General features: G+C 48.7%; 18 protein-coding genes. 2 read left to right on the plus strand and 16 right to left on the minus strand.

What is annotated here, in order from left to right; translation table 11 throughout:
* Positions 1 to 102 precede the first annotated feature (102 nt).
* From NFR28_RS01230 to NFR28_RS01300, 15 genes are all read right to left on the minus strand, one after another.
* A complete protein-coding gene (locus NFR28_RS01230; protein WP_251178019.1) occupies positions 103 to 1,212 on the minus strand; it encodes a site-2 protease family protein in 1,110 nt (369 codons plus the stop codon).
* Positions 1,213 to 1,609: 397 nt separating this feature from the next.
* Complete coding sequence (locus NFR28_RS01235) at positions 1,610 to 2,122, minus strand: GNAT family N-acetyltransferase (RefSeq protein ID WP_251178020.1); 513 nt, start codon at positions 2,120 to 2,122, stop codon at positions 1,610 to 1,612.
* 77 nt (positions 2,123 to 2,199) lie between these two features.
* Positions 2,200 to 3,498 carry a 1-deoxy-D-xylulose-5-phosphate reductoisomerase gene (dxr, locus tag NFR28_RS01240; RefSeq protein ID WP_251178021.1) on the minus strand — a complete coding sequence of 433 codons (1,299 nt, stop codon included), beginning with the start codon at positions 3,496 to 3,498 and terminating at the stop codon, positions 2,200 to 2,202.
* Between the two features lie 34 nt (positions 3,499 to 3,532).
* Entirely contained in the window at positions 3,533 to 4,429 is an 897-nt protein-coding gene (locus tag NFR28_RS01245; RefSeq protein ID WP_251178022.1) for a phosphatidate cytidylyltransferase, read from the minus strand.
* A gap of 1 nt (position 4,430) precedes the next feature.
* The gene (locus NFR28_RS01250; protein WP_251178023.1) at positions 4,431 to 5,210 is read right to left on the minus strand and encodes an isoprenyl transferase; all 780 of its coding nucleotides are present in this window, start codon (positions 5,208 to 5,210) and stop codon (positions 4,431 to 4,433) included.
* A 31-nt stretch (positions 5,211 to 5,241) separates the two neighbouring features.
* Positions 5,242 to 5,799 (minus strand): ribosome recycling factor, encoded by a 558-nt coding sequence (frr, locus tag NFR28_RS01255; protein ID WP_251178392.1) that lies wholly within the window; start codon positions 5,797 to 5,799, stop codon positions 5,242 to 5,244.
* Between the two features lie 61 nt (positions 5,800 to 5,860).
* Positions 5,861 to 6,577: a UMP kinase gene (gene pyrH / locus NFR28_RS01260; protein WP_251178024.1), complete on the minus strand. Its 717-nt coding sequence runs from the start codon at positions 6,575 to 6,577 to the stop codon at positions 5,861 to 5,863.
* A 226-nt stretch (positions 6,578 to 6,803) separates the two neighbouring features.
* Positions 6,804 to 8,327: a S1C family serine protease gene (locus NFR28_RS01265; protein ID WP_251178025.1), complete on the minus strand. Its 1,524-nt coding sequence runs from the start codon at positions 8,325 to 8,327 to the stop codon at positions 6,804 to 6,806.
* Positions 8,328 to 8,518: 191 nt separating this feature from the next.
* The gene (locus NFR28_RS01270; protein ID WP_251178026.1) at positions 8,519 to 9,361 is read right to left on the minus strand and encodes a deoxyribonuclease IV; all 843 of its coding nucleotides are present in this window, start codon (positions 9,359 to 9,361) and stop codon (positions 8,519 to 8,521) included.
* Between the two features lie 111 nt (positions 9,362 to 9,472).
* Positions 9,473 to 10,321 carry a deoxyribonuclease IV gene (locus tag NFR28_RS01275; RefSeq protein WP_251178027.1) on the minus strand — a complete coding sequence of 283 codons (849 nt, stop codon included), beginning with the start codon at positions 10,319 to 10,321 and terminating at the stop codon, positions 9,473 to 9,475.
* An 81-nt stretch (positions 10,322 to 10,402) separates the two neighbouring features.
* On the minus strand, positions 10,403 to 10,888 hold the full coding sequence (locus tag NFR28_RS01280) for a hypothetical protein (protein ID WP_251178028.1): 486 nt from the start codon (positions 10,886 to 10,888) through the stop codon (positions 10,403 to 10,405).
* 173 nt (positions 10,889 to 11,061) lie between these two features.
* Positions 11,062 to 11,832 (minus strand): energy-coupling factor transporter transmembrane component T family protein, encoded by a 771-nt coding sequence (locus tag NFR28_RS01285; RefSeq protein WP_251178029.1) that lies wholly within the window; start codon positions 11,830 to 11,832, stop codon positions 11,062 to 11,064.
* Between the two features lies 1 nt (position 11,833).
* Positions 11,834 to 12,664, minus strand: coding sequence for an energy-coupling factor ABC transporter ATP-binding protein (locus NFR28_RS01290; RefSeq protein ID WP_251178030.1), 831 nt, complete (start codon positions 12,662 to 12,664; stop codon positions 11,834 to 11,836).
* Positions 12,661 to 13,500: an energy-coupling factor ABC transporter ATP-binding protein gene (locus NFR28_RS01295; RefSeq protein ID WP_251178031.1), complete on the minus strand. Its 840-nt coding sequence runs from the start codon at positions 13,498 to 13,500 to the stop codon at positions 12,661 to 12,663. Before NFR28_RS01295 ends, NFR28_RS01290 begins: the two co-directional genes overlap by 4 nt.
* 63 nt (positions 13,501 to 13,563) lie before the next feature.
* Complete coding sequence (locus tag NFR28_RS01300) at positions 13,564 to 14,235, minus strand: hypothetical protein (protein WP_251178032.1); 672 nt, start codon at positions 14,233 to 14,235, stop codon at positions 13,564 to 13,566.
* A gap of 692 nt (positions 14,236 to 14,927) precedes the next feature.
* Here NFR28_RS01300 and NFR28_RS01305 point away from each other — a divergent pair.
* A complete protein-coding gene (locus NFR28_RS01305; RefSeq protein WP_251178033.1) occupies positions 14,928 to 16,952 on the plus strand; it encodes an MDR family MFS transporter in 2,025 nt (674 codons plus the stop codon).
* A gap of 29 nt (positions 16,953 to 16,981) precedes the next feature.
* Here NFR28_RS01305 and recN read toward each other — a convergent pair whose 3' ends face one another.
* Entirely contained in the window at positions 16,982 to 18,634 is a 1,653-nt protein-coding gene (gene recN / locus NFR28_RS01310; RefSeq protein WP_251178034.1) for a DNA repair protein RecN, read from the minus strand.
* Between the two features lie 425 nt (positions 18,635 to 19,059).
* Here recN and NFR28_RS01315 point away from each other — a divergent pair, with 425 nt between their 5' ends.
* Positions 19,060 to 20,007, plus strand: coding sequence for a DUF559 domain-containing protein (locus NFR28_RS01315; RefSeq protein WP_251178035.1), 948 nt, complete (start codon positions 19,060 to 19,062; stop codon positions 20,005 to 20,007).
* Positions 20,008 to 20,229 lie beyond the last annotated feature (222 nt).

A 20,229-nucleotide genomic window follows, 5' to 3' on the forward strand; every position in this document is an offset into this window, starting at 1 on the left:
TAAACAGAGGGGCGCCCAAACGCCGCTTAGCGTATTGTAGCGCCCTCTCTCATGTTTCACACGACTTCTCACCAAACAATTAGGTGAGCAATGCCTTTTGGTTTACCAATTTCCAAAGACGAAACGTTGAATATCTTGATTAGCCATCACCAGGAAGAATCCCAAAAAGAGCACCATGCCGGCAACGGAAAGATAGTTAAGCACCTTTGCAGAAACAACTTTCTTTGACACCTTTTGAAAAATCTCAACGACAAAACGCCCACCATCCAAAGGAGGAATAGGCAGCAAGTTCATAATGCCAAGCGACACTGAAATCATGGCCACAAATTCAAGAGCACTCACCAAACCAGCATCAAAGGCGCCTTTCGACATAGCAGCAATACCTATGATGGAAGTTGAATTTGAGATGGTGTCAGCTGCAGTTGCTGGGTTGAAGAGGTTGGCCACCATCTGCACAACCATTCCAATATAGGAAAATCCAAATTGAATAGCATCTAGCGGGGCCAGCACCACATGGTGCATGACACCAGTAGTTGGATGCTGCATATCAACCCCAATAAAGGAGAAAATGATGATAAAGAGCATCATGGCGAACAACAAGTTTACTGCTATACCTGCCAGCAAAATAACGGAGCGCTTCCAAAAAGGTAAACTGCGGTACTGCTGATGGTACTCAGATTCATACAACTCATGGGAGTCTTCAACAAGGATAGGAATGCCTGTTTCGCGCTTTTGAGGAGCAGGTTTTCCAGCTGCTAGCGCTTCACGAATCTCCTTTTTAGAAGGGACATACTCAGGCGTGCGATACGTATTGTATTTATCCTTTTTCGTGGGTCCAAGAATTGACCCCCACTCCACTAATTGTTCAAGCGCCTCATATGCCTCATCATCAGATATACCACAGTCTTGAGCAATGTCTTCCATGTTTGCCGTACCACGGGTATAGAGTGCAGCTAACACAGGCTCAAGATGATCCGACAAAGGACCCGGTTCCATACCGCAAACCTTTGCGTAACCACCGAGCAAAATGGGAGTAACACCAAACTTGGTGCCTCCTTTGGTAAAGCCAATGCTTGGACCTGGCAACCCCAACATAAACTCAGTCACTCGCACGCCAAATAAGCGCGACGCTAAGTAGTGGCCACCTTCATGTATAAAGACCAGCAAGCCTAATACCAGCGTTGCATAAAACACCATAAGCAAAATATCCATAGACACATCTCTCTCGTATATACGATTCACCCCGAATATGGACGCATGCAATACCGCTTTCACCTGAGGTGAAACTCGCTGCGGCACATATACGGAAACAAAAATTCGTCAGAAGTTCGCCTTATTATACGAAGCAATTCTCTTGGGTGTGCAATTCCAGGAAAATCCTATATCTCCCGCGCAGATTATTCACGACTGCTGTCCCATATTAAGGACACTATCAACAAACACGCTCCGTTAATCAAAAGATACGCTCATAGTATGCAATCTATGTGAGATCCCTCTATACGCGCCATGAAACCTACAGGCATCCCACTGCAATCTGCGTGAGATTGAGGTGAATTATTGAGCGAAACCTTCTTGAATTGCGTGTACTTTTTCACGCAGCTGGGGCGTACTATTGGTTCAGCGGATCCGCACAAGTTCTATGCATAAACCCGTTGTAGTCTACAAACCCAGCCGTTTCAAATAACTCACGTCCCAAAGGAGTAGTCTCAAGATACACTTTCTCAATATTTCGAATGCGCGCTTGTTCGACCAGCCACTCCACAACTGCTTGTCCTGCCCCCATACCCCTATGAGCTGGTGTGGTGTAGATGTTTACCAAATAGGCGTTTTTGCCCTGAGGGTTATTAAACGAAGGCAGCTCGCTTTGTATACACATGCCCCCGCATGCCACAGGAATATCATCTTCATAAGCAAAGCAAGCAATGTGTTGCTCTTGTACGATAGCTGCTTCGTAGTAGGCTCTATTAGCTGCTAAAAGTGCGTACATCTCATGATGAGTTGGATATCCCGCCATCTCTTCGAGTGCCGTTTTACGCCATGCCATCAGCTGGTCTAAATGCTCCAACCCCACTTGCCTTACCTTATAGTGCTCCTTGTTACGTGACGTTATCAGTGTGTCCATCAATAATTCTCTCTTTCAGCACCAAAGACAAGCGCGCATAATCTTACTGCTTAGCCATCCTCTACGAAACACACTCGTTAGTTTGCCTGCGCATCGATATAGCTATTGGCAGCCTGACGAGCCCACGCATCTATTGCCTGCAGCTGCTCAACGCTCTCAACGCGTTGTACACCTTGTGACTCATGCAGCTCCATGACCGTCTCCACGCACTCCGCAATGCCCAGATAGCTTCCTTTCTCTGCTAAAAATGCAGCAACAGCAACTTCGTTTGCCGCATTCATAACGCAAGGAAGCGTACCACCAACCTCGCCCGCATGATATGCAAGCGCCAAAGCGCGAAACGTATCTGTGTCAGGGGCTTCAAACTGCAAGGTGCCTAGTTTGGTAAAATCAAGCGGCTCAACCGGAGCTGACCAACGCTGCGGATAAGAAAGAGCAAACTGAATAGGAATACGCATGTCGGTTGTACCAAGATGCGCAATAACCGAGCCGTCAGCAAACTCAACCATAGAATGAATCGCGCTTTGCGGCTGCACCACAACAGCAATCTGATCGTAAGGCATGGCAAACAAATGATGTGCCTCAATTACTTCAAGCCCTTTATTCATCAGCGTTGATGAGTCAATTGAGATCTTTGCGCCCATATTCCATGTGGGATGAGCAAGTGCCTGTGCTGGTGTGATATTGGTAAGCTCAGCGCGCGTTTTGCCTCGGAAAGGACCGCCCGAAGCTGTCACCCATAACCGAGAAACGGTCTTGGCGTCTTCGCCAAGCAAACACTGATAGATTGCGCCATGTTCAGAGTCTATAGGCATAAGTGCCCCAGCAGGACCGTAAAGTGGAGCCTGTCCGTTTGCCCTGCGTAGCTGATCAAGTTCACGCGCCAATGGGATAATAAGATCTCCCCCCACGACAAGCGATTCCTTGTTGGCAAGCGCAAGCACCTTTCCCGCTTCAAGAGCAGCACAACTAGCTCGAAGGCCAGCCGCTCCAACTAACGCATTGACTACTACATCGGCTTCGGGCAACTGCGCCAGTTCAACAACAGCGTCTGCCCCAAACCCCACTGTTCCTTGTCTGCCGCCTTCAACCCATGAAAGCGCTGATGAAAGAGAAGAAGTACGCGCTTTGCTGCCTGCGTTATTTGTTTGCGCAATCCAATTTTTGAGTTCTTCCGCAGATGCAGTTTCTGCCATGCGCTCATCACCCAATGCAACATGACGGACATTAAAAGCACGCGCCTGCGCAAATAGCTCATCAATGCGCGAATGAGCTGCAAGACCAATAACCTTCAGCTCTTCAGGATGTTGCGCAACCACATCAAGCGTTTGTGTGCCTATAGAACCTGTTGAACCTAAAATCACAATACGCTTCATACTTAAAACCTATCTGCGTTGTGTTGAGAAGAAACTATCCCACAAAGGGAATACAGCCGCCAGCAATGAGTAAAATTGCCGCGGTTACAGAAACTAAAAAGAGAGAATCACAGCGATCTAAAAGACCACCATGACCAGGCATAATTGTCCCAGAATCTTTAAATCCAGAGTTGCGCTTAATTCGACTTTCAGCCAAGTCGCCCAAAACGCCCATCAGGCCACTAATAAGACCAAACACAATAGCCATAGGAATGGGCATAACAACACCTGGGACAAATGACATCACGCACCAGAAAAGCACCGAAGCAACTAAACCTGCCACAAAACCTTCCCAGCTTTTCTTTGGAGAAGTGCGCGGCGCAAGTTTATGCTTGCCAAACTTCGACCCAACTAAGTAAGCAAAGGAGTCATTGCCCCATACACTCAAGAAGATGAGCAGCACCAAAACGCCACCCCAAGGATTATCAAGCGACATACGAATCATCAAAATGCCGCTGAGCAACATGCCGCAATAAGCGGCACCAAAAAAGCTCACACCAACGTCAGGGACACGAGCGCGTTGCCAAAAGACATACCAAACAATAAGCGCCAAGAGCAACAAAAGCGTCACAAGCATTGCGCCTGCAAGCCCTAAGAAAAACACACCAACCGGATAGAGTACGGCTGCAATAATTCCCAGCGTTTCATTAGGTAACTTTGCGTCCGAGCGCAACATATAGTAAAACTCACCAGCAGTAATTCCTGCTGTGAGCATCAAAAGCAAGAGCGTTGTCCAATTATTGATAATTACACAAAGCACTGAGACAGTGACATACACAAAACCCGTTCGGAAACGAACTTGTAAATCAGTTGGGTTGCGTAACTTCTGCGGCGTTTTATTGTGGACGGTCTGCTTGATTTTTTGACCGCGCGTGCGCTCTTGATCATCCACCTTACTTCACCGCCCCGAATCTTCGGTCGCGACCTTGATACTCTAACAAGCACTCCAAAAAGGTATAGCGATTAAAGTCAGGCCACAACGCATCGGTGCACACAAATTCAGAATAGGCAATCTGCCACAACAAGAAGTTAGAAATACGCATTTCTCCTGAGGTGCGAATTACCAGATCAGGATCAGGCATTCCATAGGTGTATAAGCCCTCTTCAAAAAGCTGTTCATCAACACTGAGCATCTCTTGACCGCTTTCGGCTTGCAGAACAGCTCTATCCATACACCGCTGGCACGCGCGCAAGATTTCTTGACGTCCGCCATAATTAACTGCCACTACCAGCGTCATACCATCGTTGTTGCGCGTCTTCTCCCACGCCTCATCAAAGGCATCACGCGTTTCTTGCGGCAGCAACGATAGATCCCCAATGGTTCGCACGCACACATGCTCTTCGTGCAAGCCATCCACCTCAGCAAGCATTGTTTTGGCAAATAGGTCCATCAAGCCAACAACTTCTTCTTGAGGGCGCTTCCAATTCTCCGTAGAAAACGAATAGATGGTAAGGTAGCGAACTCCCAGATCAGAAGCACAACGAATCGTCTCACGCACCGCTTCAATTCCCGCCTTATGACCTTTAAGACGATTCAGAGCGCGCTTCTTCGCCCACCTGCCGTTGCCATCCATAATGACGGCAACGGACTCAGGAATGCGCGTAAGGTCTAAAGCGGTCGGATCAAGACCTTCGGGGGGATGAGGGAATATGTAGTCAAGCGGCTTATTCATTAATCTGGAAGAGGTTATTAAAACCGCTCAATTAGATTTCCATTACCTCAGCTTCTTTTTTCTTGAAGAGCTCTTCAACCTGAGCAATATATTTGTCGGTGAGCTTCTGAATTTCCGCCTCAGCACGACGCTGATCATCTTCGGGCAGACCATCATTTTTCACCGCACGCTCAACAGCGGTGTTGGCATCTCGGCGAGCATTGCGAACCGCAACACGCGCTTCCTCTGCATAAGCTTTGCACTGTTTTACCAGTTCACGACGACGCTCTTCGGTCAGCGTCGGGAATGATAGGCGAATTACTGAGCCATCATTGGTTGGCGTAATGCCCAGATCGCTCTCTAAAATGGCATGCTCAATGGCACCCAGCGAGCCCTTATCCCAAGGCTCAATAACGAGTAAGTGTGCGTCAGGAGTCTTTACGCCTGCCAGCTGATTAACAGGTGTGGGTGCTCCATAATAATCAACACGAATACGATCAAGCACCATTGCGTTTGCACGACCCGTGCGCACCGAGGAAAACGCCTCACCAAGTGAGGAAAGTGCCTTTTGCATACGCTCCTCTGCGTTCAGCATAATTTCATCAACCATCATAGGTTCCTTCCCTTTTGATTCTGGCGTTTGGCTCAAAATCTGACAGATAAACGCATCTTTATTCTACCGTGGTTCCGACCGGTTCGCCTTTTAATGCACGCGAAATGTTACCCTTTTCGGTTAGGTCAAAGACAATCATAGGCAATTCGTTATCCATGCAAAGCGAGGTTGCCGTGGAATCCATCACATGCAGACCCTGTGAAAGAACATCCATGTAACTAATGCGATCATAGCGCTTTGCATCAGGATTAACCTTCGGATCAGAGTCATACACGCCATCAACCTTGGTAGCCTTCATCAAAACATCAACATCAAGTTCACACGCGCGAAGTGCTGCAGTGGTGTCGGTTGTAAAGTAAGGATTACCCGTACCAGCAGCCAAAATAACCACGCGACCCTTTTCTAGATGACGAATGGCTCGACGGCGAATATAGGGCTCAGAAACTTCCTGCATATTAATAGCACTTTGTACGCGAGAAAAAACGCCATGACGCTCAAACGAATCTTGCAGCGCAAGTGCATTCATGACGGTGGCAAGCATGCCAATATAGTCTGCCTGAGCGCGATCCATACCCTCAGCTGATCCCGCCAGTCCGCGGAAAATGTTGCCGCCGCCAACTACAACTGCCAACTGAACACCGCCGTTTACAATCTCGGCAATCTGTTCAGCCAGATCATCAACAACTTTTGGGTCAATTCCATACCCAAGATCTCCGGCAAGTGCTTCACCTGAAAGCTTAAGCAACACGCGCTTGTACTGGTAGTCATCAGACATAGGCTTATCCTCTCATACGCTCGCATAACTGATATTAGCTTATGGTACTAGAATACCAATACATCGCACACCTAAAAGACGCCAGACTAATCTCTTTTCATGCAATAGACAAAGCAAAGGGGCAATCTCCTTACGAGATCACCCCTTTGAAAACTTATCAAATGCTCTTTACTTACACACTTGCGTTTGAATCACTACACGCAAGTACACTTACAAAGCATATCTTTTAGCGGTTACCAAACAATCCACCAGAACCGTTTCCTTGTTGCTGCTGTTGTTGAGCCGCCTGCTGGGAAGCTTCATCAGAACCCAAAGTAACCTCAACATCACTTACCTCACCGTTGCGGTTCACTTGCAGCACAACGGTGTCGCCAGGGTTTTGACCACGAACATCAAGCATGAGATCGTCAGCAGAAGCAACATCGCGATCATCGAACTTCGTTACGATGTCACCAGCCTCAAGGCCAGCTGCTGCAGCGCCGGAATCCGGGCTAACTGCGGCAATATAAGCGCCAGAGTCAACTGCTAAACCATAGCGCTGCGCAAGTTGCGGAGTAACGGTTGATAGCGATACACCCAGCTGAGCATGGGTAGGAGTCTTGCCGTCCATAATTTGTTGCGCGATATTAACCGCATAGTTTACCGGGATGGCAAACCCAACACCTGAGTAATTGCCCGAATACGAGGTAATTAGAGTGTTGATGCCAATGAGTGCGCCTTCTGAGTTCACCAATGCGCCGCCCGAGTTGCCCGGGTTAATAGCAGCATCAGTTTGAATCATGTTGGCATACACCGATGCCTGACCAGTGGCATTACCATATTGATCAGTTGAGGCGGGCATAATTTGAGAACGACTTGTCGCAGAAACAATACCTGTTGCTACTGATTGCTCTAAGCCAAATGGGCTACCGATTGACATGACCCATTCGCCAATAATAAGGTCGTCGGAGTCTCCGATATCCATAGGTGTCAAACCACTTGCGTCGCGCGCTTTCACAACAGCCAAGTCAGAACTTGGATCAGTACCCACAACATCGGCTTCGTATTGAACACCTTCAACCGTTACGGTTACCGCATCCGCTCCTTCAACCACGTGGTTGTTCGTCACAATATAGCCATCTTCAGTTAAAACAACGCCTGAACCTAAAGACGAAGCAACCAATTCACCTGAGTCGCTTGATGCACCAAACATGCCCATTCCAGCTGAAGTGTCGGTGTAGACATCAATTGCTACAACAGAAGGCAAGCACTTATGTGCCACTTCTTCAGGCAGCGTTTCGGGTTCTTGGGTAATAGTTGCTGAACTGGAGTTATCTTGCGAAATAAGCGGTGATTGCGAGTTGGTAGCGGGCGCATTGCCAACGTTTGCCTGCCAAATACCAAAGCAACCAAGACCAACCGCACACGCAACAGCTGCACCTGCAAAACCAAGCCAGAACGTCTTTCCGGTGCCGCTCTTTTTCTCATGGCTGTGAACATGTTGCGGGTTAACTACTGGAGGAGTTGGTCCCGTAGGAGCCGAGGAATACTGCGGCATGGTCTGATGAGGCAGCGGCGTTGTGGCGCTTGGTGCCGTCGGAGTAGCAGGCGGAACCGGAGTTGTCGTGTCAGCGGCAGCCGGTGACACCGTTGCGCTTGCATTTTGAACCGAAGCAGCACTTGTCTGCTCAACGTGCTCAACGTGCTCAGTTCCTTCAGGTTTGGGAGGCTCAGGCGAACCGCCTATTTGAGCATTTTTCATTTCTGTCATGTATTCACGCTCCTTATCGTCATAGTGGAGATAAGCCATATTTCAGCCTTCACCACGATTCATAACTCAAGTCATATGGTCAGGTTATCATCCAAAAAATGCGAGAAAATAACTCGATGCTGGATTGTCATAGTTGCGTCATGGAAATACACCAACTGGTGTACAAGCTGTAAACAAACGTAGTCGAAAACTCAGTTTGACTTTGTATAAGCCGCGCGGAAATGAGCGATGTCTTCCTTATACTCTTCCAGCGTTCCATGGGGCTCTTCAATAATGAACGGCACCTGTTTAAGCCATGGATGATTCAACATATGCGCCAGCGCCTCAAAGCCAATTGTTCCCTGACCGATGCGTGCATGCCTTCCTTCGTGCGAGCCTTTGCCGTATTCGCTATCGTTTAAGTGCACTAAAGCAAGGCGGTCAAGTCCAATTGTTTTGTCGAAGGACTCTAAAACGCCATCCAAATCATTCACGATGTCATAGCCAGCGTTCCATAACGCACACGCATCCAGACCAACTTTGATGTGATCCGCAAGGCTGATATGAGACACAACTGCTTGAAGTTGCTCAAACGTTGATCCAATTTCGTTGCCTCTGCCTGGTGCGTTCAGAAGCACCACTGTTGTTGTTTGCGAAGGCGTCAGCGTAGCATTTATGCCATTTGCAAGATCTACAAGCGCATCCTCATCAGACTGATCAGTTGCGCTTCCACAGTGCATGGCATACAGCTGATGAGGCGTTTCTTCCATGCGTGCAAGATCCTCGGCAAAAAGCATTCGCGCATAATCGCGCTCTTTTTCGTCGCCGGCTGCAAGATTCATCGTATAAGAGGCATAGCCAACAATAGGGCGAATATGATGCTTATCTGCGTATTCAATAAAAGCACTCACATCTTGTGGATCAAGCTTTTTTGCGTGGCCGCCACGAGGGTTACGCGTGAAAAACTGGAGGGTGTTCGCATTAAGTGATTCTGCTTCCAAGGCCATGGCCAGATAGCCCTCTTTTTCTGACATGTGGCATCCAATGGTTAACATGGCACTTCCTTTCCAAAAGGTTACTGAAAAGGAGTATAAGAGGGCTTATGTCAAACTAAAGAAGGGTGCAAGTTTTAGTCATTCGTGCGTTAACAAGTTGCAAAGATCCGATTACGAAAGCACAGGTGCATAAGCTGCACGAAGCGCGGCTATCTCCTCGGCATAACCCGATAATTCATCCTGAGGTGTTTCCAGGTAAAAGGGTAAATGGGCAAGTTTGGGATGATTAGTAATTGCCGAGAGCGCCTCAAACCCAATATGACCTTCACCAATGCGTGCATGACGGTCTTTGTGAGAAGCACGCACATTCAAGCTGTCATTGAGATGAATTGCTCGCAGCCTATCAAGTCCAATAATGCGATCAAATTCTTCAAGCACGCCGTCAAGGTCTTCAACAATATCGTAGCCGCCATCCCAAATATGGCAGGTATCTAAGCAAACGCCAACATGCTCATCATGATTGACGCGCTCAATAATGGCCGCTAGCTCTTCAAAAGTACCGCCAATTTCACTCCCTTTTCCCGCCATGGTCTCCAACAAGAGCGTGGTTGTCATGTCTGGCTTAAGCACTGCATTGAGAGCTTCAGCAATTTGCTCAATTCCTACTTCAACACCCTGCCCCACGTGCGATCCCGGATGCATGTTATAAAGCTGACCAGGGGTTGCCTCTTCCATGCGCGCAAGATCATCAGCAAGCGTCATAAGAGCAAACTCGCGCGTTTGCTCTTTGCTTGAAGCAGGATTAAGTGTGTAGGGAGCATGCGCCAAGATACGTTCAATCCCCGCATCGGCAGCCAAAGCGGCAAAGGCTTCCAGATCATGCGGATCAAGCGCCTTTGCTTTGCCACCACGGGGATTGCGCGTAAAGAATTGAAAAGTTGTACCACCAAGAGAAGCAGCCTCGCGCGCCATGTTGGCATATCCTTTTGAACAAGAAAGATGACAGCCAATAGTTAACATTATGCGCGCGAGCTCCTTTTCTATCTGTAATATGCGTCGTCACAAAGACGAGTGGAAACAGGACGATGTCTTGTTGAACCTTTAAGCTTCTTTGTTTGAAACCAGCAACAAAATGCCAGAAATAAAATCAAGGAAGATAAGGGTACATACGCCAAATGCAACGGTATTAGCCTTTGTGCCCTTATAAATGCCCCATGAATGCACGGTCATTGGGATCATCCATGCCAACGGAAAAATAAGAATGGCACAAGCAACTGTCGTAATAAGATTCAAAATGAAGGCTATCAAACGAAGGGTGCGATCGGTATCAGTCATTGCATAAACCGTTCCTGCAGTGGTATATACCGGCGCCGAATAAGGTTGCTGCACATAGACCGGCTGCGGGGCTGCTTGTGGTTGCTGATAGGTTTGCTGTGGGGCTGCCTGCGGTTGGCAAGCATCAGGTTGCCCCTGAGCAGGCGCAGGCGCAGCATACGTGGGTGGCGTATATTGCGCTTGCGGCTGCACAGGCACGACAGGCTCAGCAGGTTGAGCAGGCTGTGGTGTTTCTTGCGGTTGGTCGGTCATAAGTTTCTCCTTCTCTTCATAAACAGTGCGCGCATATTATACGGCTTTCTGTGCAGTTTTACGTGACATCATTCGCAAGCTCACAAGACCTCATATACCTTATAAAAGCGTGAACATACCTCAGCAATCGCCCTAATTACCACTGCTTTAATGCGTCATATCCTTGCTGCGCTCTACGCCATCAGCGAAACAACAAAAGCTGCAACAACAATGAGCACGCATACCCCCAACGCCATTCCATCAAGCAACCCAATGGGGTAGTCTTTGTAGCCGCTTTTACGCGTACGCAGGTTGAATCCGCGCACCTCCGCCGCTATAGCGGCGCTGTTTGTTTTGCGAACCGAGCTCACCAAAAGCGGCACACAAAGCGGCACCATCAGGCGAATTTTCTTGATAATGTTTGACGTGTCGAATTCCACACCGCGCGCTGTCTGAGCTTCCATAATGGCAGACATATCGTTCATAAACACCGGGATGAAATGTACCGTTGATGTAAAGGTAAACGCATATTTATAGGGCACATGCAGCTGCTTTACAGCCGAATTAGTAATGTCGGTCATCTTTGTCGCATAAAAAACCAAGAAAAGCGGAATAGCGGCGGCCATCAGACGCACCACAACGGTGCATGCTGCCAAAAGAGACCCCGTGCCAATATAACCCCAAGGAAGCGCTATAAGTTCAACACCATTCGGGGTGGTCAACAGAATCACCAGTGCCAAAATGAGCGAAAACGCAAATACCGCCTTGCACAACCCCGCCGTTTCGCGGCCAAAACCACTACTTAAAGCAAGGGTTAATGCTAACGCCAGCATAATTAATAAAAACACGAGATTACTGCACACAAAACAGGCAATTGCAAACAAAACCGCACACACAAGCTTCACTGAAGGGTTAAGGCGATGCAGGATTGAATTGCCGGGCACATACTCCAAAAACTTCGCCATTTTAGAAACCTCCTTTTTCAACATCCACCAGCGCACAGACCATCTCGTCTACCGTATTGGCTTGAGCAATTGGCAAAGGAAGCTGAGCGCAATTTTGATTGAGCGCAAGAGAAATCTCGGTGATTTGTGGAGGCAAAATATGTGCTGCTTTGAGCACCTCACTGTTGCGAAGCACTTCAAAGGTAGGTCCATCAGCAACTACTTGACCTGCGGTCATAGCAATTACTCGCTGGGCGAAATCACCCACAACCTCCATGTCATGACAAACCATGACCACTGTTGTGCCACCCTCATTGAGCTGACGCACAATACCCATCACTTTTTCACACTCACGATAATCAAGACCCGTCGTTGGTTCATCAAGGATAACAACGGGCGGCTCCATCACAATAATTGATGCCAAAGCTAACAGTTGTCGTGTTCCACGATTAAGCAAGTAAGGCTCATCATCTGGGTTAAAGCCAAATTGCTCAATAAGAGCATCCACCCGATCAAGCTCAGCTTGCCCTACCTCACCTTGCACACTGAATCCAAAAAGCAGCTCTTCGCGAACCGTATTGCAACATATTTGGCGATCAGGATTTTGAAACAAAAACCCCATTTTGCGTGCTAGCTCGCTGGTCTTGAGCTGGGTTGTTGGCATCTTATCTATAAGCACCTCGCCAGCGCTGGGTTTAAGCAAACCGTTTATCAGGCGCATCGTAGTTGATTTGCCCGCACCATTCGTTCCAACAAATGCTACGAAATCACCGTCGTTGATGGTAAAGCTCACGTCGTGTAAAACGGCAAGGTCATCATCGTATGAGGCTGTTACCTGAGCAAACTCAATCATGCCAAAACCTCCATTAAAGCCTCAGTTGCCTGGGCAACATTGCGCACCGCAGGCCCGCTATAGCAGCCACGTTTTGAAAGCTCATTCATCAGTGTTGTTGAGCGTGGACAGTTAACACCAAGTGCCAAAAGCTCGTCAGAATGCGCGAGCACGTTTTCGGGGCTATCAGCGAAGCGAATGTGCCCATCGTCAACAATAACGAGCATGTCGGCGTAGTCAGAAAGCAGCGCAATCTTTTGCTCGACAACAACAACGGTTGTGCCATGCTCATGCGCATAACGGGCAAGCAACTCAAATACTGCTAGCGACGAGGCAGGATCAAGTTCAGCGGTAGGCTCATCAAGCACGAGCACACGAGGATGAAGCGCAATAACTGACGCCAACGCCACCTTCTGCTTTTGACCACCTGAAAGACTATCAATGCTACGCTCGCGCAAATCGGCAATTCCCATAGCATCCAGCGCTTCGTCTACCCGTGCAGGAATTTCACTGCGCGCCACTCCAAAGTTTTCAAGCCCATAGAGGATTTCATCTTCTACAACGGTTGAAACCATCTGCGAGTCAATATCTTGGCACACACTCCCCACCAACATTGATATATCAGTCAGGGTGCTTTCTACGGTATCGAGGCCCTCCACAAATACTTCGCCATAAAAATCTCCAGGATAGCAATGAGGAATGATGCCGTTGATAGCATAGGTAAGCGTTGATTTACCAGAACCAGCAGCTCCGGTAATGCCTACAAATGTTGCATCGGGAATAGTGAGCGAGACATTGTAGAGCACCGGTTCAATGCCTTCGCGATACTTGAAACTAAAATTATTGAACTGAATCATATTGCATCTTTTCTCCGTAGGGCGGTCGCTTCTTGGTAATCAACAACACACCAGAGCTGCTCATTATTTCTTGAGAACCTTTTTAAGCGGAATGGCAAGAATCTGTACAAATACACAGTTGAACAGCGCAGTTCCTAACACGATAGCTACATACGCTGCCATAGCTACCGCAAAATCACCACCGACTGACACCACATTGATATAGGCCGACAATGCAGCAAACGTAAAACCAGAAATGCAGGTTGAAACAAACGTGGTCACAAGCGGATTAATATCAAGCTTGCCAATTTTAAGAGGAACGCGAATGAACAAACCACAGGCTAATGCGCCTAAAACCTCAGACGGTATATTAAGCAGCGGCGTGGCATTCAGCATGGGAATCTGACAGACCAAACCAGCAATGAGACCAATCACTACTGACTGCGCAAGGTTTGGTCGAATAATGATGATAGCAAGACAATATGCCGCAATAATAAAGTTTGGCTTCATGCCAAACGACGCCAGCAAACTGCCGACAGTAAGCTTAAGTACTGCACCTGCCGCCAAGAGAACTGCAACTAAAATGAGGTCTTGTACACTCAATTGCTTTGTCGCACGCGTCTGAGCAACGCTCTTTGCAGTGCGTCGCTGACCTGCTACTTTACGCGGTTGTTCCGCTACGGTGCGCGGTTTACCAACAATCTCGCGCGGTTTGCCAGCAAGGACTTCGGGTGTATTGGTTGTTTCGGTTGTCATGTCAGGTTCCTTTCTTCCTTTTTCTCTTGACGCGTCTTGCAATTATGCAAGCCAACCAAATCCATTCGCCAAATGAAAAAGGCCTGTCCTTTGCGCGAATTACCTTCGCATAAAGGACAGGCCTTTCGGTCTGCGGTGCCACCTTTATTGATCTTGCTTTATTACAAGACCCTCTCACGAACATGCCATCACATGTTCTGCCATTAACGCAGGCTCACGGTCCAGATACTCGGTTTGTGTTTGAAATAAGCTTGCTGCCTATTTCAAAGTTCAAACCTTTCCCCTTTCCCTCGGCGATCCATTTACTATCCGGCTTCCTACGGGAATCTCAGCTGCGCCCGCTCTCTGTGAGTGCCCATGATAGCTTGACCTTCGCCTCATCGGTTTAGGTATTTGGTTGTGGCGCATACTTTAACATATTGATAAGCATTGGCAAGCGTCATTTCACCAACAAACTACCTACGAGATACCCAAGCTCTGCAAGAGGCGCATTTCGTCCAGCGGTTCACACAAACCCAAGCCTTCGTCAATGCGACGAAATTATGCTGTTGCACAATAATGACTTGCAGGCATGTGCCTACGAGCGTACGCTACGAAGTGAAATATGTTTCAAGATGCATTCGTGGGCTTGCTTACGAACTCACCTCAAGGCTCCTTACGGAGTCTTTCTTAGTTATAGCAAAGGATTACGTATGGGACTTTCGCGCAAACAGATTGTCATGTTGGCTGTGTTGGTATTCGGCACCTTCGTCACCGTTTTAAACCAAACCGTTGTGGCGCCTGCCTTACCTTCCATTATGGATGAAATGAACGTAGACGCAGCCACCGCTCAATGGCTGACAACCGGATTTACGCTGGTAAACGCCATCATGATTCCAATTACGGCGTTTTTGAGCGACCGCTTTACCACGCGCCGCCTCTTCTTGGTATCAATGGCTATCTTTACCGTGGGCAGCGGACTTGCAAGCTGGGGAATCACTTTTGAGGTTCTGCTCTTAGGTCGTTTGGTACAAGCGGTTGGCGCAGGTATTTTGATGCCGCTTGTTATGACGGTACTCATGTGGACGTTCCCAGTGGACAAACGCGGCACCGCAATGGGATTGTTTGGTATCGTTATTGCATTTGGTCCGGCTATTGGCCCGACCGCTGCAGGCATTATTATTGACCGCGCCACCTGGCATGACATGTTCGCCATTATTGCAGGCCTCTCACTTATCGTGCTCGTGATTGGATTTTTTGCACTTGAGCGCGGTGGCGAAACCAACAAAAACGTTACGCTGGATATTTTGTCGGTAGTTTTGTCTTCGCTTGGATTTGGTGGTCTGCTTTATGGTTTATCGCTTATTGGTTCATATGGAGTAAGCGTTGACTCGGCCATTGGAACCATTGTAGGCGCGGTTTGCATTGTGCTCTTTTTCCGCCGTCAGCTGCGCATGGAACACCCCATGCTGCAAGTGCGCGTACTGCAAAATCACAAGTTTTTGGTTGCCACCATCATTGGCATGATTGTACAAGGCGCGCTGTTGGCTGCTGGCATTTTGGTGCCAATCTATTTGCAGTCCTACATGGGCTTTTCTGCAACCGTTTCTGGTCTGGTGTTGTTGCCTGGCGCCGTTATCATGGGCGCTATGGGTCCGATTGCCGGCCGTCTTTTTGACCGCCACGGACCGCGCGTGCTGAGCTTGATTGGTACGGGCGTCTTAACGCTTACCACTGTTGCGTTTGTCTTCTTGGGTCCTGCTACTTCGCTTGCTTGGCTCACCATTGTATACACACTTCGACTCTTCTCGTTATCACTGGTCAACATGCCTATTACCACCTGGGGCATGAATGCACTCAGTAACGAACTTATGAACCATGGTACATCTGTTAACAACACGCTTCGCCAAGTTGCTGGCTCTTTAGGAACAGCAATTATTGTCTCGGTTTCCACTATCGCAACTAACCTGAGCCAGTCAACGCTCGGACAGCCGGCAGCAAACTTCTTTGGCATTGACGCAGCCTTCGCCGTCTCTGCGCTTCTCTGCCTTATTGCCTTTATTATGGTGGCTGTTCTCGTCAAGGATAAACCGGGCGAAGCTCGCACACGCGACCTGGATAACGCGCGCTCTTCTGTACTTGAAGCTATCATGAAGCGCGACGTCTACACGCTTCCCGAAAATGCCACCGTAGCTGAGGCTATGGAGCTTCTTGTTGACAAGAACATCAGCGCAGTTCCGTTGGTTAATGCTGCCGGCGAAGCGGTTGGCTTCGTTTCTGACGGTGATATCATGCGCTATCTCTCAAAACGCAGTGCAATGGTAATGGATCCTGTGGTTATGATCGTGCAGACCATGCAGGCAGATGGAGACAATAAAGACTTCGCTCGCAAGCTTGATGAGCTCATGGGCAAGCCTGCAAGCAGTATTGGTGCGAAGGGCATCATTGGCGTTGATCTGCATGCTGACCTGCCTGAAGTATGTCGTGTGCTCGGCGAAAACCACCTGAAAAAGGTGCCGGTTTTGGACGACGGTCACATTGTTGGCGTCATCAACCGCAGCGACATCACGCGCTTTTCTATGGAACGCTACCTTGAAAATCGCGGTGACGAAGGTATTCCGCGTCACACTGACAAGCACGACCACGACGACCATGACACCACCCTACCGCCGAAACTGGAACATGCCGAGCAAGACTCAGCCTTGGCTGATGATGAGGCTGTGGCAGCAAGTATTTAGTACGATCGTGTTCTGCGAGTGTGTAGGGGCTATTTATTAAGCATCTCGCGAGCATGCGCCAAGGAGGTTTCAGTCACTTCGCCCGAAAGCATGCGTGCAATTTCAGCAGGTCTGTCATCGGGCGAAAGTGCGCGGAGCCTTGTTTCTGGCATGCCATTTTCAGCGCTCAGCTTTTCCACCACATAGTGGATATCACCACGAACTGCCACCTGTGCCAAGTGGGTAACCACAAGTACTTGATGCGTGTCTGCCAAATCAGAAAGCACATCCGCAAGCGCCACCGCGGTGGAACCACCTACGCCGGCGTCTACTTCGTCAAACACGAGGGTGCTCACGCGGTCAGCTTCTCCCAGCACAACCTTGATTGCAAGCATTACACGCGAAACTTCGCCCCCTGAAGCAATGCGAACAAGAGGTCTTGGTTGCATGCCAGCACCAGGCTGGAAGAGAAATTCAACTGATGTGGAGCCTTGCGACGTCCATTGGTTACGAGGCAGTTCAACCACTTCACACGTAAGCTGCGCTCCGCCCATCTCTAAGCGCTTGAGTTGGTTGGTTACCGCCTGCGCAAACTGAGGCGCCGCTATCTTGCGAGCATCGGAGAGTGTTTGCGCTGCATCGGCAAGCATCTCCTCGGCTTGTTCTTGCGCCTTGCGAGCTGCGCTTTCGCGTTCAGCTGCATCATCAACAAGCGAGACTAGTTCTGCAGCAGCATCGCGTGCGGCAATGACATCTTCCATACGCGGACCATATGTGCGAAGGAGACCTTGAAGTGCACTCATTCGCTCCTGATCAGCGGCAAGAGATTCGCTATCAAAATCTATACTGTCGCAGTAAGAGCGTGTTTCACGAGCGACATCCTCAAGAACATAGCTTGCTTCTCGCAATGACTCAGCGCATGCTTTGAGCTGCTCGTCATACGCTGAAACGCCGTCAAGCTCATGTATTGCGCGCGCCAAAAGATCAGTTGCGCCATCTTCGCCAGAGAGCACCTCGGCGGCAGTATTGGTTGCCAGCGCCAGGGCTTCTGCGTGTTCGGCCTTCGAAAGACTTGCCAGAAGCTCTTCGTACTCATCAAGGCGTGGTTGCACTTCGTCAATGCGCTTAAGAATAAAACGCGCTTCATCTAACTTTGCAGAAGATTCTTGCCCGGCCTCAAGCACGCGGGCAAGCTCTTTAGCAGCTGCCTGCGCCTCAGCATAAGCTGTCTGATACTTTTGCAGTGGTTCATGTATTGCTTCAGCTGCCCATGAATCAAGAATTCGCAGATGAGAAGCAGGTTTCATAAGCTGCTGGTGCTCGTGCTGGCCACACAGATCTACCGTGGGTGCAATGAGCTCCGACAGCTGCGTAACGCTTGCCATATGCCCATTGATGTTTACGCGCGACCGACCATCAGCCGAAACGCGGCGCGTAACAACCAGCTCTTCGTCCCCTGAAACTCCCTGTTCGTTTTCTTCCTGAGGTGTTGCAAGGAAAAAGCGCCCTGATACTGAAAGCGCGTCTTCGCCATCTCGAACGGCAGACTTGTCCGCACGCTCGCCCATGAGCAGCTTAAGTGAAGATAACAGCGCAGTTTTGCCCGCACCTGTCTCACCGGTCAAGACGGTAAGCCCGGGCGCCAGCTCAAGAGTTGCCTCGCGAATAAGCGCAACGTTTTCAACTTGGATTTCATCTATCATGGCGCACCTCAGTGTGGGTTCGTTCGCATCGTTAGAATTAGTACTAGCTTATCAGCACTGCATTAAGTAAGTGCTTGTGTTGGTGCTGCTTTGGCAGCTCAGACGGCAGCGGCAACCGCCCCGATCGAGCCACCCTACCGGCAGCAAGTCTTTCGTTTGCAGGGTTTTCAGTATAGCAAGAAGCCCAATGATTGACAGTAGTTTTGTGACAAGAATTGTGGATTAATTCTCAACAAATTCATACTTTGAACTGGTCTTATATTCGTGTTTAACCCGTATGAGATAGGCGATATGTTTTGATGCATCCGCACATAATCTGTCTCTATTTCGCATTTGATTTATAGGAAATATGCGCGAAGCTCATCTGGTTTGCTTCTGAATTACCGTGTAGTTTTAACTATGAGTGTCGTATAGGATGTTTCGCCATGAAAATCATTTTGTACGGACAAACTGCCTGCGAGTGGTGGCTTCGCGCGAAGTCAAATCCTTTTGCGACGCCTTTACAGCATATCCCTTCCCTGGCAAATTGCAGTCCCACGGCAGCTTCTATGGAATATCTTGAGCGCGAATTCCCTTTCTTGCCAAAGCCTTATCATGTGCTGGTTTTCTCTCATGACGACCTCCGCACCTTAGCGCATACGAAAACTCACATCTCAAATAACCGCTCTCACAAGAAGCTTATCCGCGCGATATCGCATGGCATCTATGTCGTCTCGCCGGAGTTGTCGCTTCTCCAGGCAGCATGCAATACCAACCCACACGAATTGATTATGTACGCGTATGCCTTCTGTGGCACTTACGCAATATCAACCCAAGTAGATACATCCCCCATCAACCGCGACCCCCTCACGAACCTTCGCCAATTGAAAAAGTTTGCTCAATCTCATAGCCCACATCAAGGAAGTCGGCTGCTTACAAAAACGCTTCCGCTTGTCTTAGAAAACGCAGCCTCACCACAAGAGGCATTGTTGGCAATGAAGCTGACGTTGCCCTATCGTTTGGGTGGGTTTAACCTCAAGCAACCACAACTCAATTACCGTATTTTGCTCTCTAAATACGCCGAAAAGTTTGCAGATCGTCTGCTCTATATAGCTGACGAGTGCTGGCCACGTGAAAAACTCATCGTGGAATATGATTCAAACCGTTTTCATCTTTCGCCAGAGCAGAAACGACACGACGAAATACGTCGCTGCGCATTAGAGAGAAGCGGCTACAAGGTGATCGTGGTAACCCAACAGCAGGCAAGCAATCCCGCTGAACTTAGAAAAGTTGCAGATCAAATTGCTAGTCACCTCAAAATGCGAATTCGACCGCAGTCTCAACGTTTTCACGAAAACCAGCAACTACTCTTTTCGCGAGAATTGCCTTACTGAAAGTAGAAAAGATATAATCCCAGGTCAGTGTACATATTTGTTTTGGTGTCTATCCGTTTTTATTACAGCGCTGAACTAAAATATGCCGGTTTTTGGCAAAGTGTGGCAGGAAATGTGCCCGATTAGGCGGTTTTTAAAGTATGACCCACCTAATCGGCAACTTTTCCAGCCGTTTTGAGACCCAATCCACCTAATCGGACACTTTTCCTGCCAAAGTTTGGT

The sequence above is a fragment of the Adlercreutzia agrestimuris genome (assembly GCF_943193125.1).
In the GTDB taxonomy this organism is placed as follows: Bacteria; Actinomycetota; Coriobacteriia; order Coriobacteriales; family Eggerthellaceae; genus Xiamenia; species Xiamenia agrestimuris.

Coding starts and splice junctions, on each gene's coding strand:
- NFR28_RS01230 (WP_251178019.1), bottom strand. CDS start 1,212: ATGGATATTTTGCTTATGGTGTTTTATGCAACGCTGGTATTAGGCTTG.
- NFR28_RS01235 (WP_251178020.1), bottom strand. CDS start 2,122: ATGGACACACTGATAACGTCACGTAACAAGGAGCACTATAAGGTAAGG.
- dxr (WP_251178021.1), bottom strand. CDS start 3,498: ATGAAGCGTATTGTGATTTTAGGTTCAACAGGTTCTATAGGCACACAA.
- NFR28_RS01250 (WP_251178023.1), bottom strand. CDS start 5,210: ATGAATAAGCCGCTTGACTACATATTCCCTCATCCCCCCGAAGGTCTT.
- frr (WP_251178392.1), bottom strand. CDS start 5,799: ATGGTTGATGAAATTATGCTGAACGCAGAGGAGCGTATGCAAAAGGCA.
- pyrH (WP_251178024.1), bottom strand. CDS start 6,577: ATGTCTGATGACTACCAGTACAAGCGCGTGTTGCTTAAGCTTTCAGGT.
- NFR28_RS01265 (WP_251178025.1), bottom strand. CDS start 8,327: ATGACAGAAATGAAAAATGCTCAAATAGGCGGTTCGCCTGAGCCTCCC.
- NFR28_RS01270 (WP_251178026.1), bottom strand. CDS start 9,361: ATGTTAACCATTGGATGCCACATGTCAGAAAAAGAGGGCTATCTGGCC.
- NFR28_RS01275 (WP_251178027.1), bottom strand. CDS start 10,321: ATGTTAACTATTGGCTGTCATCTTTCTTGTTCAAAAGGATATGCCAAC.
- NFR28_RS01280 (WP_251178028.1), bottom strand. CDS start 10,888: ATGACCGACCAACCGCAAGAAACACCACAGCCTGCTCAACCTGCTGAG.
- NFR28_RS01285 (WP_251178029.1), bottom strand. CDS start 11,832: ATGGCGAAGTTTTTGGAGTATGTGCCCGGCAATTCAATCCTGCATCGC.
- NFR28_RS01290 (WP_251178030.1), bottom strand. CDS start 12,664: ATGATTGAGTTTGCTCAGGTAACAGCCTCATACGATGATGACCTTGCC.
- NFR28_RS01295 (WP_251178031.1), bottom strand. CDS start 13,500: ATGATTCAGTTCAATAATTTTAGTTTCAAGTATCGCGAAGGCATTGAA.
- NFR28_RS01300 (WP_251178032.1), bottom strand. CDS start 14,235: ATGACAACCGAAACAACCAATACACCCGAAGTCCTTGCTGGCAAACCG.
- NFR28_RS01305 (WP_251178033.1), top strand. CDS start 14,928: ATGGGACTTTCGCGCAAACAGATTGTCATGTTGGCTGTGTTGGTATTC.
- recN (WP_251178034.1), bottom strand. CDS start 18,634: ATGATAGATGAAATCCAAGTTGAAAACGTTGCGCTTATTCGCGAGGCA.
- NFR28_RS01315 (WP_251178035.1), top strand. CDS start 19,060: ATGAAAATCATTTTGTACGGACAAACTGCCTGCGAGTGGTGGCTTCGC.